Consider the following 15189-nt stretch of genomic DNA (forward strand, 5'->3'; position numbering starts at 1 on the left):
TTGACTACTATGCAAGAAAGGTAACCTGTGCCAGGATTAATCAATTTTTCTTTATCTTTACTGGTACTGCTGTTAATGGCTTTTGGCACCATGCGCAAAAGCCGCAGTTTGATCATCCTGGCTTTTTTTGCCATGGTCGCCGCCAGCCTGCTGAGCTGGTATCAATATGTTTTCCCGACGGGCCTGAGTCCCCTGTTTTTTGCAGGGACCCTGGCGACTGTGCTGGCGATTTCGGTTTTCTTTTATGCCATGTATTCCTATGATGCCGCCTGGATGGGGACACAGGAAAGCAAAGCCAAAAATCAGCCTTGAGCTAGGGCGTGTTGACATATCTTTTAGACAAAGCGTTCCCGCCATATCGCGGGCTGGCAAGGCGTGCGGTGCAGTCAGGGCTGGTGCCCCTGACAAGACGTGCAACGCTGTCCAGCGTGCGATATGGCGGGAACCCGGAGGGAATGGGCCAGAAACCTCGCCTGGCGTTGTTGTTCGTCGCTCACTTGGCTCGCCAAGCAGCGCTCCGCACGCCTAGCCAGACAAGGTTTCTCACCCATTCGCTTGACTAAAAGATATGTCAACACGCCCTAGCAGCGTTCTCTTATTTGACGTCCAGCAATTCAATATCAAAAATTAGATAAGAATTAGGCGGTATCAATCCATTGCCAGCCCCTGATGCACCATAAGCCAGTTCTGGCGGGATGATCAGGGTGCGTTTGCCGCCTACCTTCATGCCAGCCACACCTTGCTCCCAACCCTTGATGACACGACCTGCTCCAATGGTGAATGAGAAAGCTTGCTGACCTACCGAGCTATCAAACTTGGTGCCGCGTTCCTTGTGGGCAAAGGGATCATGCAGCCAGCCCGTATAGTGGACATTGACGGTATTGCCTACATTTGCCAGCTTGCCATTACCAATTTTTTCATCGATTTTAGTGAGCCTGCTGATGACCACACTATCAGGTGCTTGTGCCTGGGCCAGTGAGACGGAAAAGATGCCAGTGAACAAAGCGCTGGCGAGCAGGGCGGTAAGACATTTGTATTTCATTCGGTTTTCCTTATTGGTAAGGCAGATTATTTTTGCTTGGCTGCCGCGAGTTTTTTCTCAAAGGCGATATCCAGTTTGCTGGCTTTTTTTGGAGCCAGCTTTTGCAAGTTATTCACATAAGCGACAAATTCATCCATTTCCATGGCTTCACTGACACTGGCTGGTAATTCATCTGGCTGTTCCAGATTGGCCAGAGTCAGGGAAAAACGGCCATCGGCCAGGCTGACCATGGAATAGGCTGCATTGCTACGCTCGCGCAGGCGGTTGACAGCATAGGCGGCCTTGGTTGATCTGGCCATTATTTGATCCCGTATTTGCGCATGATTTTTTCCATAGTGCCGTCGTTATCCAGCTCTTTATTTATTTTGTTGTACAGCTCCATACGCTGCTTATCCATGCGGACATTGCATAACATATTGAGCTCTATGCTTTTCCACTTGATGGCGCGCGCAATCTCGTGGCCAAATCCTTGTTGCTGGGCAATGACCATGCCATGCGATTCTGAAACTATCCAGTAATCCAGCCTGCCGTTGACCAGCAAACGTGGATTATCCTCGTCCTGGTTGGAAAATTCTATCTTGTATCCTTGTTCGTGGAGTTGCAAGCCTGTCGCCGCATTTTTATAGGAGCCTATGGAATAGGGTTTGGCATCTTCAAAATTTTTCAATAGCCGGCTATCCGTTTTGCGGCCATACAAAACCCAATTATCGGTAACTAGTGGCCCCACCCACTTAAAAGAGTTTTCGCGCTCAGGCGTCCTGCGAAAGCCAAACAGGCAAGTATTATCATCGTTGAGAGTGGATTGCAGCCCACGAGCCAGCGAGGTACTGCCGATGTTGTAGTTATCTCCGGCACGTTTCAGGATTTCTTGCACCTTCTCCGTCAGTGCCCCCTGAATTTCTCCAGTCTTGATATCCGTATGGGTAAATGGTGCAAATTCCTGGATGAGCAGTTTGATCGTTTCTGCATGGCTGATGGCAGGAACGACGACCAGGCAACAAAGCAAACTGGATTTCAGGGAGTTCACGACTCAGGTTTCCGATAGAGATAATTTGTGGAAATATACCGCTGAATTTCCAATTAGGGCAGCTATTTCTGATTGCTGTACAAGCAAAGTGGTGTTTATGACCAGATTGTTTTCAATAAGGCAAAACTGGCGGCGATCATGGCTTCATGTTGGCGTTTCTCCTGGCAGATGAAGCTTAGTTCAGTGGTGATGCTGACTGCATCGGCAATCACCAGGCCATGGGCGTGGGCTTCGCGTATGGCGATGGAGTCCCGTATCAGGCTCAGGCCCACGCCGGACTTGACCAGATCCAGCATGGTCGGTTCTTGGTCCACCAGGGCAACTTTGTTGGGAATGGCATCATGTTCGGCGAAGATTTTGTTTAATAGACGATGATGGGCAGATTCTGGCGGGGTCCACAGCCAGGGCAACTTTGCCAGGCTGGCCCAGCCCTGACCAGCGACCCGGCTTCTCCAGCCATTCGGCGCTACCACCCGATAGGTGAATGCTGTCAGCACCAGGCTATGACAGGGCGTTTTGCCATCATCTGGTGGCTGGCCCAGGTAAAACCCCACATCCAGGCTACCCGCACGCACTTGTTGCAAGACCGTACCCGACATGCCCTGCTGCAATTTTGTGGATAACTGTGGATAAGTCTCGACCAGTCGCTTTAAGAATACCCCAAGGCGGGTGAATTCGGGGTCCAGGATCGTCCCTATTGCCAGCTCGCCAGAAACAGTGCTGTGCAAGGCATGCGCGGTTTGGCGGAACTCGCCCATGCTGGCGATGACTTTCTCAGCAAAAGGCAAAAGCCTGGCACCATCGTTGGTGAGACGCATGCCACTGGCACTGCGCGTGAATAAAGTGAGTTGCAAGCTCTCTTGCAGGGACTTGATTTGCAGACTGACTGCGGGTTGTGTCACATGCAGTTGCGCTGCCGCCCGGGTCAGGTTGGCTTCCCTGGCGACAGCGACAAAAGCACGTAGTTGTGTCAAATCCATTATTAGCAATCCTTATATTGCTCTTGATAATAACTCATTGGATTTACAGCGGGTAGTCGATTATTGTGGTGCACATCTTTCCGTATAACGAAACTTATCCACAAGGTTTACTTATGACATCCACAATTGCGCATTATATGAATGGCCAGACCTATGTATCCAGCAGTGGTCGACAGCAAGATGTGTTTAATCCTGCCACTGGCGAAGTGACGGGCAGTGTTGCCCTCGCCAGCATAGAGGAAGTACATGCCGTCATCGCCGCCGCCAAGGCTGCCGCACCGGCCTGGGCAGAAACCGCTCCGCTGAAGCGCGCCCGTGTGATGTTCAAGTTCAAGGAATTACTGGACCAGCATCACAAAGAAATGGCCACCCTGATTACCCGCGAGCACGGCAAGGTATTGTCGGATGCCATGGGTGAAGTCACACGCGGCATAGAAATCGTCGAATTCGCCTGCGGCATGCCGCAACTGTTGAAATCACAATTCTCGGACAATATCGGTGGCGGCATAGACAATTACAACCTGCGCCAACCGCTGGGTGTGACGGCAGGCATCACGCCTTTCAACTTCCCCTTCATGGTGCCTATGTGGATGGCACCGCTGGCGATTGCGACTGGTAATACCTTCATTTTGAAACCATCTGAACGTGATCCATCCTGCTCTTTGCTGATAGCTGACTTGCTCAAAAAAGCCGGTTTGCCGGATGGGGTATTCAATGTCGTGCAGGGCGATAAAGTGGCTGTCGATGCTTTGCTCCAGCATCCTGATGTCTCTGCCATTTCCTTCGTTGGTTCAACTCCCATCGCTGAATACATCTACAGCGAAGGCACTCGCATGGGCAAGCGCGTGCAGGCTTTGGGTGGCGCAAAAAACCACCTGGTCGTCATGCCCGACGCCAACCTCGAACAAGCCGTTGATGCCCTGATGGGGGCAGCCTATGGTTCTGCCGGTGAACGCTGCATGGCGATCTCGGTTGCTGTTGCCGTTGGCAATGTGGCTGATAAACTTGTCGAGGCTTTAGTACCGAGGGTTGAAGCCTTGAAGATTAAAAACGGCATGGAGTCTGATGCCGAAATGGGCCCGGTAGTAACCGCTCAGCACAAGGCAAAAATCGAGTCTTATATCGCTGAAGGCATATCCGAAGGTGCGCAACTGCTGGTCGATGGCCGTGGCCTCAAAGTGCCTGGTCATGAGTCCGGTTTCTTTCTTGGGGGCTGCCTGTTTGACCATGTCAAAGAGGGTATGAAGATACATCGTGAAGAAATTTTTGGCCCGGTTCTGTGCGTAGTCCGCGTGCCTGATTTTGCCTCTGCTGTTGAACTCATCAACCGTCATGAATTTGGTAACGGTGTGTCTTTGTTTACCTCGGACGGCAACACGGCTCGCGAGTTTTCCCGCCGCATACAGGTTGGCATGGTGGGCATCAATGTGCCTATCCCTGTCCCCATGGCCTGGCATTCTTTTGGTGGCTGGAAGCGGTCTTTGTTTGGCGATGTGCATGCCTATGGGGAAGAGGGCATACGCTTTTATACGCGCTATAAATCGATCATGCAGAGGTGGCCGGATAGCATAGATAAAGGGGCGGAGTTTACGATGCCAGTGGCGAAGTAGCGGTATTAACGTCGCTCCTGCGCAGGCAGAAGCCTGGTGGCGTTCATTGCATGCTTGAGTCTTTATTAAAACGATTGCCCTCCGTAGACACAAGCCGGGTCTCGGCCCGGCGACCGAAATACTTTCTTTGCTTCGCCAAAGAAAGTATTCAAAGAAAGGCGACCGCAGACTCGCTCCCTTCGGGAGTGCCCGTTTGTGCGAAGCAAAAAATGGGAAGTGTCCGAAACTCGCTGCGCTCAAACAACGGACACTTCTTTTTCCATTTTCTGCATCACACAAACGGCTTCGTCCCAAGCGGACGAAAGTCAAGAACAGAGTCAAAAGCAACTGCAACATCAACACCAATGTAACCGAAATTTAAAATGCATTGAGTGTCGTCAATCAACCGGGGTTTTGGGTTTGCTGTTGTTTTTGACTTTTGCAGTTCCCATGTGTAGTCGCCGTTTGTGCGGTACAGAAAATGGATTAAGAAGGACCGCTGTTTGAGCGGAGCGAGTTTCGGGCCTTCCCATTTTTTGTACCGCACAAACGGGAACCCCCTTTAGGGGGCGACTACGCCTGGGTCGCCTTCTTTGGCTTACTTTTCTTGGCGAGACAAGAAAAGTGAGTAGCTGTCGGGCTACCCCCGACCTGCAATCGCAATACAGTGACAGAAGTGAGTAAATGAGTTAGCGTACAAACACGAAAATTGATGAAAGCCTGATTTACCTGTTTCCAACAACTCACTTAAATAAACCCGGAGCCCCAAATGTCCAGTCTGCAAACCCTCTGCCCCCACCCCATCATCCAGGCCCCCATGGCCGGTGGTGCCACCACCCCAGAGCTGGTGGCCGCAGTGTCAAATGCAGGCGGCCTGGGCTCCCTGGCAGCCCCCTTGCTGACTCCACTCGCCATCATAGAGCAGGCTGAGCACATCAGAAGACTGACGGACAAACCCTTCGCCATCAACCTCTTCGTCCAAACCCGGCCACAAGTCGACTTTGCCGCACTGGAAGCCGCCAAGTTATTGCTGCAACCAGTTTGCGAAGAGCTGGGCTGGGACAACTTGCCGACCCCGACACGCTGGTGTGAAGACTTTGAAGCACAGCTCGATGCCCTGATCACGGCACGCCCTGCAGTGGCAAGTTTTACTTTCGATGTCTTGCACGGTAGCCAGTTGCAGCGCCTGCATGATGCCGGAATAAAAGTGGTAGGTACCGCCACCAACCTGCAGGAAGCCATCGTCTGGCAAGCCATGGGCGCAGATGCGGTCTGCCTGCAAGGAGTGGAGGCGGGTGGTCACCGCGGGACTTTCATTGGTGCGCAAAAAGATTCGACCCTCGGCCTGTTCGCCTTGCTGGAAGCCTGCAAACCGCATATGCAGGCGCCCATCATCGCCGCTGGCGGCATCATGGATGGCAGGCAGATCAAACAGGCTTTACAGGCTGGCGCGCAAATGGTGCAGATGGGTACGGCATTCCTGACAACCAAGGAATCTGCGATACACCCAGCCTACAAGCAACGGCTGCTGGAGAGCAGCAGTGACACCACACGCCAGACCCGTGCTTTTTCTGGTCGTATTGCGCGTGGCCTCGACAATCATTTCATGCAAACCTTGGAGGCAGTCGCTGACAAAGTGCCCGCCTATCCGATACAAAATGCACTGACGGGTTCCATACGTGCAGCGGCGGGCAAGGCAGCGAATACCGAGTTGATGTCGATGTGGGCCGGGCAGGGTATGGCCGCCACCAGGGATTTGAGTGTGGCGGAGTTGATGGCTGCACTGATCGCGGAAATGTAAAATTAATCAGGTACAAGGGAAAACAGTATGGAAGCAGCAGGACAGTTTGATTACATCGTCGTCGGTGCCGGTACTGCAGGTTGCGTACTGGCAAACCGCCTCAGCAAGAATCCTGATAACCGGGTCTTGCTGATAGAAGCGGGTGGCAAGGATGATTATGTGTGGATACACATCCCGGTTGGCTACCTGTACTGCATCAATAATCCACGTACAGACTGGATGTTCCGCACTGAGGAAGAAGCTGGCCTGAATGGCCGTAGCCTGATTTATCCGCGTGGCAAGGTGCTGGGCGGCAGTTCCTCCATCAATGGCATGATTTACATGCGTGGCCAGGAAAGGGATTACCAGCAATGGGCAGAGCTGACAGGGGATGATAGTTGGCGCTGGGAACATGTCTTGCCCTTGTTCAAGAAGAGCGAAGACCACCACGGCGGTGATGCAGAATTCCATGGCAAGGGCGGCGAATGGCGGGTGGAAAAACAAAGGCTGTCATGGGAAATCCTGGATGCTTTCCGGAATGCAGCAGCCGAAGTCGGCATCCCTAAAAGTGATGATTTTAATCGTGGCAATAATGAAGGTTGCGGCTATTTCGATGTCAATCAAAAACGTGGCGTGCGCTGGAATGCCTCCAAGGCATTTTTAAAACCGGCAGCAAGCAGGCCTAACCTGACCATCATGACTGGTTGCCAGGTGCAAAAACTGGTCATCAAGAGTGATGAGAAAGGCAAGCGATGTACGGGTGTGGAATTCATAGGTGGTGGCCGCAGCTGGTTTGCCGAGTCCATGAAAGAAACTGTGCTGGCCGCAGGAGCCATAGGTTCACCGCAGATTTTGCAATTGTCCGGCATTGGTGATGCAGCACATTTGCAACAGGCTGGAGTTGATGTTGTGCATGAATTGCCTGGTGTAGGTGGTAACTTGCAAGACCACTTGCAGATACGTTCTGCCTTCAAGATTACCGGCGCACGCACGCTCAACAAGATGGCCAATAGTCTGATAGGCAAGGCGCGCATAGGGCTGGAATATGCGATGTTCCAGACCGGGCCGATGTCGATGGCACCTTCGCAACTGGGTGCATTTACCCGCTCGGATGCCAGCCAGGCGACACCTAACCTGCAATACCACGTACAGCCTTTGTCGCTGGAAAAATTTGGCGACCCTTTGCATGATTTCCCGGCGTTCACTGCCAGTGTCTGCAATCTGCGCCCTACTTCACGCGGCTACGTCCGCATCGCCAGCAATGATGCCGCTGCCGCACCAAAAATCGTCCCCAATTATCTGACGACGGCAGAAGACCGCAAAATTGCAGCAGCCTCCCTGACCCTGACACGCAAGATCATCGCTACTCCCTCCTTGCAAAAATACAGCCCTGAAGAAATGAAGCCTGGCGTACAGTTCCAGACAGAAGAAGAACTGGCGAGGGCGGCGGGGGATATAGGTACGACGATTTTCCACCCGGTAGGCACTTGCAAGATGGGACGGGTGGACGATACTGCGGCGGTGGTTGATAGCAACCTGCGCGTCATAGGCATAAACGGCCTGCGTGTGGCTGATGCTTCTATTATGCCGACTATAACCTCAGGTAATACCAACTCACCTACTGTGATGATTGCAGAGAAGGCAGCCACGAGTATATTGGCAAGCTGAGCGGACGGAAATTGAATCAAAAAGAGGAAGTAATTTTTCTGCGTGGAATTACTTACAGTAGTTATACCGTATTGTTTAGAAATCCATTTGCTGGGTACTATAAAAAGCTAATATAAAAAACTTCCAAAAAATAAAGGAAGTGTTGTCGCGTTGGAGTAGTAACCATAAGCCAGACAATAAGGAGAAGAGATGACCGACGTCATCCTGGAGACTAAGCGCTTGACCAAAGAGTTCAAGGGCTTCACAGCTGTAAGTGAGGTAAATTTGCAGGTGCAACGTGGGCATATCCATGCCCTGATCGGCCCTAACGGTGCTGGCAAGACCACCTGTTTCAATTTGCTGACCAAATTTCTTGTCCCGACTTCGGGGCAAATTCTGTTCAATGGCAGCGATATCACCTCGGCCAAACCGGCCCAGATTGCGCGTCAGGGCATCATACGTTCTTTCCAGATCTCGGCGGTTTTCCCGCACCTGACTGTCATGGAAAATGTGCGCATAGGTTTGCAAAGAAAACTGGGCACATCCTTTCATTTCTGGAAAAGCGAGCAATCGCTGAACCAGCTCAATGCCCGTGCCATGGAATTGCTGGCCGAAGTTGACCTGACTTCATTTGCCGACACGGTGACGGTTGATTTGCCCTATGGCCGCAAGCGGGCCCTCGAAATCGCTACGACACTGGCCATGGAACCTGAAATGATGCTGCTCGATGAGCCCACGCAAGGCATGGGTCATGAAGATGTGCATCGCGTGACCGAGTTGATCAAGAAGGTATCGGCTGGCCGTACCATCCTCATGGTGGAACACAATATGAGTGTGGTGTCAGGCATTTGCGACAAGATTTCGGTCTTGCAACGCGGTGCAATGCTGGCCGAGGGCACTTATCAGGAAGTGTCCACCAATCCCAAAGTCATGGAAGCGTATATGGGCAGTACCAGTGGTGAGCTGGAAGGGGCGCATGCATGAGTAACAATATGAGTCCCGCATTGGAAATTACCGGCCTGCAAGCCTGGTATGGTGAATCGCACATCCTGCACGATGTGAACCTGAAAGTGAACCAGGGTGAAGTAGTCACCATACTTGGCCGCAATGGTGCCGGGCGTACTACCACCATGCGCGCCATCATGGGCCTGACAGGTGCACGCAAAGGGTCAATCAAAATCAATGGACAAGAAGCCATCCACCTGCCGACCTATAAGGTGGCTCATCTGGGCGTAGGTTATTGCCCGGAAGAGCGAGGGATATTTTCATCCTTGTCCACAGAAGAAAACCTGATGTTGCCGCCCTCAGTATCGAAAGATAACCAGGGTATGTCGGTGGCAGAGATTTACGACATGTTCCCGAATCTGGCAGAACGTAAAAACAGCCAGGGAACACGCCTGTCCGGCGGTGAACAACAGATGCTGGCAGTCGCACGTATCTTGCGGACAGGCGCTCGCCTGCTATTGCTTGATGAAATTTCCGAAGGTCTGGCGCCGGTCATCGTGCAGGCTCTGGCGCGCATGATCACGATGCTGAAATCCAAGGGTTATACCATCGTCATGGTGGAACAGAATTTCCGCTTTGCTGCTCCGCTGGCGGACAGGTTTTATGTCATGGAGCATGGGCAGATTGTTGAGAGCTTTGCGTCTGCACAATTGCAAGAAAAAATGCCGGTCTTGAATGAGTTGTTGGGTGTTTAGGATGTACATCTGTAAGGTAACTGCCTCGCTGTCTTGGTGAAGCAGGTTTGAATAAAAATATGATTGGAGAAGACGCATGAAAGCAACATTCACGAAATTAAAAGTAGCAAGTCTCGCTGTTTCCGCCGCACTCGCTGGTTTTGCGCTGAATGCAAATGCGCAAGTGTCGGGTGATACGGTCAAGATCGGTTTCATCACCGATATTTCTGGCCTGTACTCTGATATCGATGGCCAGGGTGGCGCAGAAGCCATCAAGATGGCGATTGCCGATTTTGGCGGCACGGTTCTGGGCAAGAAAATTGAACTGGTCACAGCCGATCATCAAAACAAGGCCGATATCGCAGCCAGCCGCGCACGTGAATGGTTTGACCGCGATGGCGTCGATATGTTGATCGGTGGTACCAATTCAGGTACAGCCTTGTCCATGTCCAAAGTGTCTGCTGAAAAGAAACGCATCTTCATCTCTATCGGTGCTGGTACTGCCCGCCTGACCAATGAAGAATGCACAGCAAACACAATTCACTATGCTTACGACACAGTAGCCCTGGCAAAAGGCACGGGTTCTGCCGTTGTCAAACAAGGTGGCAAAAGCTGGTATTTCCTGACGGCTGATTATGCCTTTGGTGCCTCGCTGGAAGGTGATACCGCCAATGTGGTCAAAGCCAATGGCGGCACAGTCGCAGGTTCAGTCAAACATCCTTTGTCAGCATCTGACTTTTCTTCTTTCCTGTTGCAGGCACAAGCTTCCAAGGCACAAATCCTGGGTCTGGCAAATGCTGGCGGCGACACCATCAATGCGATTAAAGCGGCCAACGAATTTGGCGTCACCAAGACCATGAAACTGGCAGGCCTGCTGATGTTTATCAATGACATCCATTCCCTGGGTCTGAATGCCACTAACGGCATGTACCTGACCGACAGCTGGTACTGGAATCAAAACGATGAAGCGCGTAAATGGTCACGTCGCTATTTCGAAAAAATGAAAAAAATGCCGTCCAGCCTGCAAGCGGCTGATTACTCTGCAACGATGACTTACCTGAATGCCGTCAAGGCTGCCGGTACCGATGACACTGCAAAAGTCATGGAAAAACTGAAGAGCGCCAAGGTCAATGACATGTATGCCAAAAACGGTTACATCCGTGGCGATGGCAGCATGATCCATGACATGTACCTCATGCAAGTGAAAACCAGCGCTGAATCAAAAGAGCCTTGGGATTACTACAAAGTGGCGCAGACTATTCCGGGTGAACAAGCATTTACCACCAAATCCGAATCCAAGTGTGCCCTCTGGAAATAAAATCCAATTTCCGGGCGCATAGCGGCGTTGCAAAGCCTCGCAATACTAAAGTATTGCTGTGTTTTGCGCCTTGCTCTGCATCCCGGTAATTGAATTTTATGCTGTGTTTGTAATTTGAAATGGAGGCGTCGCGGACTTCGTCGCGATGCTTCCAATGTTAAAAAACGAAACCGTTTCTCTCAGAGTCTTTCACAGAAAAATTGTTTACTGATCAGCCAGAAAGATGCGGCTTTTCTCCTGATTTTCTCTGTGTCTCCGTGCCTCTGTGTTGAGAGGTCTTCGCCTTTCCATCCATTTTTATTTAGCGTGCCATGGAAATATTTGGTATTCCGCTGCAAGCGATGCTAAGCCAGCTTTTGCTGGGCTTGGTCAACGGCTCGTTTTACGCGATGCTGTCTCTGGGGCTGGCTGTGATTTTTGGCTTGCTCAATGTGATTAACTTTGCCCATGGCGCCCTGTATATGATGGGTGCCTTCCTCGCATGGATGGGCATGAATTATTTTGGTATCAATTACTGGGTCATGCTGATTGCTGCGCCTTTGCTGGTGGGGCTGTTTGGCATCATCATAGAAAAGACCATGCTGCGCTGGCTGTACAAGCTCGATCATCTTTATGGCTTGTTGCTGACCTTTGGTATCACCCTGATGTTGGAAGGTGTGTTCCGCTCGGTGTATGGCGTATCTGGCCAGCCCTATCAGGTGCCGGATGCGCTGACTGGGGCGACCAACCTGGGTTTCATGATCCTGCCTAACTACCGTGCCTGGGTCGTGGTGGCCTCGCTGGTGGTGTGCTTTGCGACCTGGTTCGTCATTGAAAAGACCAAGCTCGGTGCCTACCTGCGTGCCGGTACCGAGAACCCCAAACTGGTGGAAGCCTTTGGTGTCAATGTCCCGCTGATGGTCACCCTCACTTACGGCTTCGGTGTGGCTCTTGCTGCATTTGCCGGTGTGCTGGCAGCGCCAGTCATACAAGTATCGCCTTTGATGGGTTCCAATCTGATTATCACGGTATTTGCGGTGGTGGTGATTGGTGGCATGGGCTCTATCCTGGGTTCGATTTTGACAGGTCTGGGCCTGGGTATCATCGAAGGTCTGACGCGGGTGTTTTATCCTGAGCTGTCGGCAACTGTCGTGTTCATCGTCATGGCTATCGTCCTGATGATCCGCCCTGCCGGTTTGTTCGGTAAAGAAAAATGAACGGAGCCACCATGAATAAGAAAATCAGTTACGGCATTGCTTTTGCCCTGTTACTGGCGGCACCGTTTATAGTCTATCCGGTGTTCCTGATGAAGCTCTTGTGCTTCGCCCTGTTTGCCTGTGCTTTTAATTTGCTGATTGGTTTCACTGGCTTGCTGTCTTTTGGTCACGCTGCCTTCTTTGGTGCTGCCGGTTATATAGCTGGCTGGGCCTTGCGGGATGCAGGCTTGCCGACCGAGCTGGGTATCTTGCTTGGAGTAGGGGCTGCAGCCCTGATAGGCCTGTTGATGGGCGCACTGGCGATACGCCGCCAGGGTATTTACTTCACTATGATCACGCTAGCGCTGGCGCAGATGTTGTACTTCGTTTTCCTGCAAGCCAAGTTCACTGGTGGTGAAGATGGTCTGCAAGGTGTGCCGCGCGGCAAACTGCTGGGCGCAGTGGATTTGAGTTCTGATCTGACGCTGTATTACTTTGTGCTGGCAATTGCCATTGCCGGCTTTGCCATCGTCATGCGTACCGTGCATTCACCTTTTGGTCAGGTCTTGAAAGCCGTCAAGGAAAACGAACCACGTGCGATCTCGCTAGGTTATGACGTAGACCGCTATAAACTCATGGCTTTCGTGCTGTCGGCAGCACTGGCAGGCCTGGCAGGTGCCACCAAAACCCTGGTACTCGGTTTTGAGACGCTGACGGACGTACACTGGTCCATGTCTGGCCTGGTAGTATTGATGACGCTGGTGGGTGGTCTGGGCACGCTGGTGGGCCCGATAGTGGGTGCCATTATCATCATCGCACTGGAAAACAAACTCGGTGATCTTGGTAACATGCTGGCAAACGTCACGACGATAGAATGGTTCCGCACCATAGGTGACTCAGTCACCATCGTTACTGGCCTGATTTTCATCGTCTGCGTACTGGCTTTCAGGCGTGGTATTGTGGGTGAATTGATGGCCTATGTTGAACGCAATGGCAAGGCCAAGGCCGGTTGAATGCTTTGAATTGCCAGTAGCAAAAAAGCCCCGTGAAGAAAATTCCCGGGGCTTTTTCTTTTCTTGAAGACTTAGTTGGCGACGTGCTTGTTATCTGCCAGCCTTTCCAAGACTTGTCGTGCACTTGTTTTGATTATCGTAGTTTCGCTGGCATTGTTGACGAGGCTGGTCAGCAGCTGTTTCACGGTTTCAGCATTCGTGCCCGACTGCGCAATGGCAAAGATGGCTGCCTGGCGTACTTCTGGTATTTGATCATTCAGGGCAGTAGAAAAGTAATTGAGGCTGCTGTCGTTTTTATCCCATTGCGCGAGCTGTGAAATGCTGCGGCTTCTGACTGTGGCATCTGGATTTTCAGTCAGGCTTTGTAGTTGCCTGATCACGGCTGCAGTTGTTTTGGTATCGGCGCTGTCCAGCATATTGTTAGCGGGCTTGGGTGGCCCGTCAATTCCTGCTGGTGCAGGTGCTTTCAGTGCTGCCAATGCCTGCAGGGCGACGGCCGGTACTTGTTGATTATTCAGCGATAGCAGTATGAGTTCACGCTCTTCCTGCAGATTGATATTCAGGTTGCCCAGCATGGATAAAGCTGCTTTGCGTTGTCCGGAATCCGGGCTGCTGGCAAGCCGTCTTGATAAAGCCAAAGTCTCAGCACTGGGTATGCTGGCGAGCAGGTTGATGATGAGCTCCCTGCTGGCGGCGTATGTCTCACTGTCATACAGCGCCACCAGTTTTTTCACGTAGTGCGGATTTTCTTGCGCGAGTTTTCGTAACTGATCCTGGGCATCTTCTTTTCCTTCAAGCTGGTCGGCAGGTGACAAGGTTCGTGCCCACAGCAAGTCAAATGGATCTGCTTTATCTGCGGGTGCTGAAGTGCTGTTTGTATTTCCCCACAGCCCGGTGAATTGACCCAGTGTATGTGCTGCCTGACTTTCTGCCGGTGCTTTGTTACTGCGCCCATGCTTGGCGACTACTGGTGCTGGGCTGGCTGTGTCTGAAGGCAGCGTCATCCAGTTCATTGATATCAGGCTGGCCAGGGCAAGCAGGCTCAGCAAGAGCAGGATTTTTTTCATGGTTTGAAGCTGTCCTAATTTGGAAAAAGCCCTTGCAATAGCATTTTGCATGGATGATATGGACAACACCGTTTTATTGTACATGGGGACTTTTTCCATTTTGATTATTGTGGTGAGAGTGATTATTGAAGCACCAGGCTGGCCTGGGTATTGGTGGTGTAGTCCTTCAAACCAAAATGCCCCAGCCAGAAATCGTAGGTCGCATTCTGCCCATCGATATTGCTGGTATGCGAGCCATAGACATAGCAACTGCCAAAACATACGACTTCATCGATATAGCTTTTGATGGAATACATTTTGCTGCCATAGCGTTTGTTCTTGACTGACAGGATCAGGGGGCTGTCGATCGCCAGGCCATTGCTGCCGCAAGTCGGCGTCATGACATTGAAAGGGTAGACTCCGCATGATCCCAGGCCGTGCTGGGCACCGGCGATGCCGATGAAGGAATTGACTGATGTTGCATACGCCAGTTCATTGATGGCTTTCATCGCCAGGGTCACACCCATGGAATGGCCGATGACATCTATCCTGCCAGTGCAGGATGCTGCCTTGGCAGCCTGCAAGGATGCTTTCACTGGATTGGTATTGGCGGCACCATGGTCATTGATGGCGGGATTGGTTTTCGATCCCCAGTTGGGGCGATATAGCTGGGCATCGGCATAACCCTGGTTTTTCAAGGTGGTGACGGTGGCATTCCAGTCTGAAGGTGAACCGGCATTGCCGTGTACCAGTACCACATTGTCGAGGCAGGCTGCGTTGCTGGCGCAGGCGATAAAACCGAGGCCCATGGCAATGAGCACCCGGGTGAGTGTATGGTGTTGCATGATGATGTCTCCTGTGGTGTTTTTTATGTAATCCCGCGCATGGGTGCG

General features: G+C 51.8%; 15 protein-coding genes. 9 read left to right on the plus strand and 6 right to left on the minus strand.

Translation table 11 applies throughout. The features are described from left to right. Positions 1-27 precede the first annotated feature (27 nt). Positions 28-312 carry a hypothetical protein gene (locus H8L47_RS15060; RefSeq protein WP_186954414.1) on the plus strand — a complete coding sequence of 95 codons (285 nt, stop codon included), beginning with the start codon at positions 28-30 and terminating at the stop codon, positions 310-312. Between the two features lie 283 nt (positions 313-595). On the opposite strand, the gene H8L47_RS15065 is transcribed toward H8L47_RS15060, so the two are convergent. The 4 genes from H8L47_RS15065 to H8L47_RS15080 form a co-directional block, all read right to left on the minus strand. Then, complete coding sequence (locus tag H8L47_RS15065; protein ID WP_186954415.1) at positions 596-1042, minus strand: FKBP-type peptidyl-prolyl cis-trans isomerase; 447 nt, start codon at positions 1040-1042, stop codon at positions 596-598. Positions 1043-1068: 26 nt separating this feature from the next. Further along, a complete protein-coding gene (locus H8L47_RS15070; RefSeq protein WP_186954416.1) occupies positions 1069-1341 on the minus strand; it encodes a hypothetical protein in 273 nt (90 codons plus the stop codon). Next, positions 1341-2069, minus strand: a complete 729-nt coding sequence (locus H8L47_RS15075; protein ID WP_186954417.1) for a substrate-binding periplasmic protein — start codon at positions 2067-2069, stop codon at positions 1341-1343. Before H8L47_RS15075 ends, H8L47_RS15070 begins: the two co-directional genes overlap by 1 nt. A gap of 95 nt (positions 2070-2164) precedes the next feature. After that, on the minus strand, positions 2165-3049 hold the full coding sequence (locus H8L47_RS15080) for a LysR family transcriptional regulator (RefSeq protein ID WP_186954418.1): 885 nt from the start codon (positions 3047-3049) through the stop codon (positions 2165-2167). Between the two features lie 113 nt (positions 3050-3162). On the opposite strand from H8L47_RS15080, the gene H8L47_RS15085 reads away from it, so the two are divergent. From H8L47_RS15085 to H8L47_RS15120, 8 genes are all read left to right on the plus strand, one after another. Then, a complete protein-coding gene (locus H8L47_RS15085; RefSeq protein ID WP_186954419.1) occupies positions 3163-4659 on the plus strand; it encodes a CoA-acylating methylmalonate-semialdehyde dehydrogenase in 1497 nt (498 codons plus the stop codon). Between the two features lie 748 nt (positions 4660-5407). Further along, positions 5408-6439, plus strand: a complete 1032-nt coding sequence (locus tag H8L47_RS15090; RefSeq protein ID WP_186954420.1) for an NAD(P)H-dependent flavin oxidoreductase — start codon at positions 5408-5410, stop codon at positions 6437-6439. Positions 6440-6466: 27 nt separating this feature from the next. After that, positions 6467-8086, plus strand: coding sequence for a GMC family oxidoreductase (locus tag H8L47_RS15095; protein ID WP_186954421.1), 1620 nt, complete (start codon positions 6467-6469; stop codon positions 8084-8086). 189 nt (positions 8087-8275) lie between these two features. Continuing rightward, the gene (locus H8L47_RS15100; protein ID WP_186954422.1) at positions 8276-9049 is read left to right on the plus strand and encodes an ABC transporter ATP-binding protein; all 774 of its coding nucleotides are present in this window, start codon (positions 8276-8278) and stop codon (positions 9047-9049) included. A gap of 8 nt (positions 9050-9057) precedes the next feature. Further along, positions 9058-9765 (plus strand): ABC transporter ATP-binding protein, encoded by a 708-nt coding sequence (locus H8L47_RS15105; RefSeq protein WP_186954514.1) that lies wholly within the window; start codon positions 9058-9060, stop codon positions 9763-9765. Between the two features lie 76 nt (positions 9766-9841). Next, positions 9842-11062 (plus strand): ABC transporter substrate-binding protein, encoded by a 1221-nt coding sequence (locus H8L47_RS15110; protein WP_186954423.1) that lies wholly within the window; start codon positions 9842-9844, stop codon positions 11060-11062. Positions 11063-11373: 311 nt separating this feature from the next. Continuing rightward, positions 11374-12258: a branched-chain amino acid ABC transporter permease gene (locus tag H8L47_RS15115; RefSeq protein ID WP_186954424.1), complete on the plus strand. Its 885-nt coding sequence runs from the start codon at positions 11374-11376 to the stop codon at positions 12256-12258. An 11-nt stretch (positions 12259-12269) separates the two neighbouring features. Then, positions 12270-13250, plus strand: coding sequence for a branched-chain amino acid ABC transporter permease (locus H8L47_RS15120; protein ID WP_186954425.1), 981 nt, complete (start codon positions 12270-12272; stop codon positions 13248-13250). 71 nt (positions 13251-13321) lie between these two features. Here H8L47_RS15120 and H8L47_RS15125 read toward each other — a convergent pair whose 3' ends face one another. Beyond that, a complete protein-coding gene (locus H8L47_RS15125; protein WP_186954426.1) occupies positions 13322-14317 on the minus strand; it encodes a HEAT repeat domain-containing protein in 996 nt (331 codons plus the stop codon). Positions 14318-14439: 122 nt separating this feature from the next. Continuing rightward, complete coding sequence (locus H8L47_RS15130) at positions 14440-15141, minus strand: alpha/beta fold hydrolase (RefSeq protein ID WP_186954427.1); 702 nt, start codon at positions 15139-15141, stop codon at positions 14440-14442. Positions 15142-15189 lie beyond the last annotated feature (48 nt).

The sequence above is a fragment of the Undibacterium umbellatum genome (assembly GCF_014284125.1).
GTDB lineage: Bacteria > Pseudomonadota > Gammaproteobacteria > Burkholderiales > Burkholderiaceae_D > Undibacterium > Undibacterium umbellatum.

Excerpts from the sequence above, each read along its gene's own strand:
- H8L47_RS15065 (WP_186954415.1), bottom strand. The coding sequence starts at position 1,042 with ATGAAATACAAATGTCTTACCGCCCTGCTCGCCAGCGCTTTGTTCACT.
- H8L47_RS15070 (WP_186954416.1), bottom strand. The coding sequence starts at position 1,341 with ATGGCCAGATCAACCAAGGCCGCCTATGCTGTCAACCGCCTGCGCGAG.
- H8L47_RS15080 (WP_186954418.1), bottom strand. The coding sequence starts at position 3,049 with ATGGATTTGACACAACTACGTGCTTTTGTCGCTGTCGCCAGGGAAGCC.
- H8L47_RS15085 (WP_186954419.1), top strand. The coding sequence starts at position 3,163 with ATGACATCCACAATTGCGCATTATATGAATGGCCAGACCTATGTATCC.
- H8L47_RS15090 (WP_186954420.1), top strand. The coding sequence starts at position 5,408 with ATGTCCAGTCTGCAAACCCTCTGCCCCCACCCCATCATCCAGGCCCCC.
- H8L47_RS15095 (WP_186954421.1), top strand. The coding sequence starts at position 6,467 with ATGGAAGCAGCAGGACAGTTTGATTACATCGTCGTCGGTGCCGGTACT.
- H8L47_RS15100 (WP_186954422.1), top strand. The coding sequence starts at position 8,276 with ATGACCGACGTCATCCTGGAGACTAAGCGCTTGACCAAAGAGTTCAAG.
- H8L47_RS15105 (WP_186954514.1), top strand. The coding sequence starts at position 9,058 with ATGAGTCCCGCATTGGAAATTACCGGCCTGCAAGCCTGGTATGGTGAA.
- H8L47_RS15110 (WP_186954423.1), top strand. The coding sequence starts at position 9,842 with ATGAAAGCAACATTCACGAAATTAAAAGTAGCAAGTCTCGCTGTTTCC.
- H8L47_RS15115 (WP_186954424.1), top strand. The coding sequence starts at position 11,374 with ATGGAAATATTTGGTATTCCGCTGCAAGCGATGCTAAGCCAGCTTTTG.
- H8L47_RS15120 (WP_186954425.1), top strand. The coding sequence starts at position 12,270 with ATGAATAAGAAAATCAGTTACGGCATTGCTTTTGCCCTGTTACTGGCG.
- H8L47_RS15125 (WP_186954426.1), bottom strand. The coding sequence starts at position 14,317 with ATGAAAAAAATCCTGCTCTTGCTGAGCCTGCTTGCCCTGGCCAGCCTG.
- H8L47_RS15130 (WP_186954427.1), bottom strand. The coding sequence starts at position 15,141 with ATGCAACACCATACACTCACCCGGGTGCTCATTGCCATGGGCCTCGGT.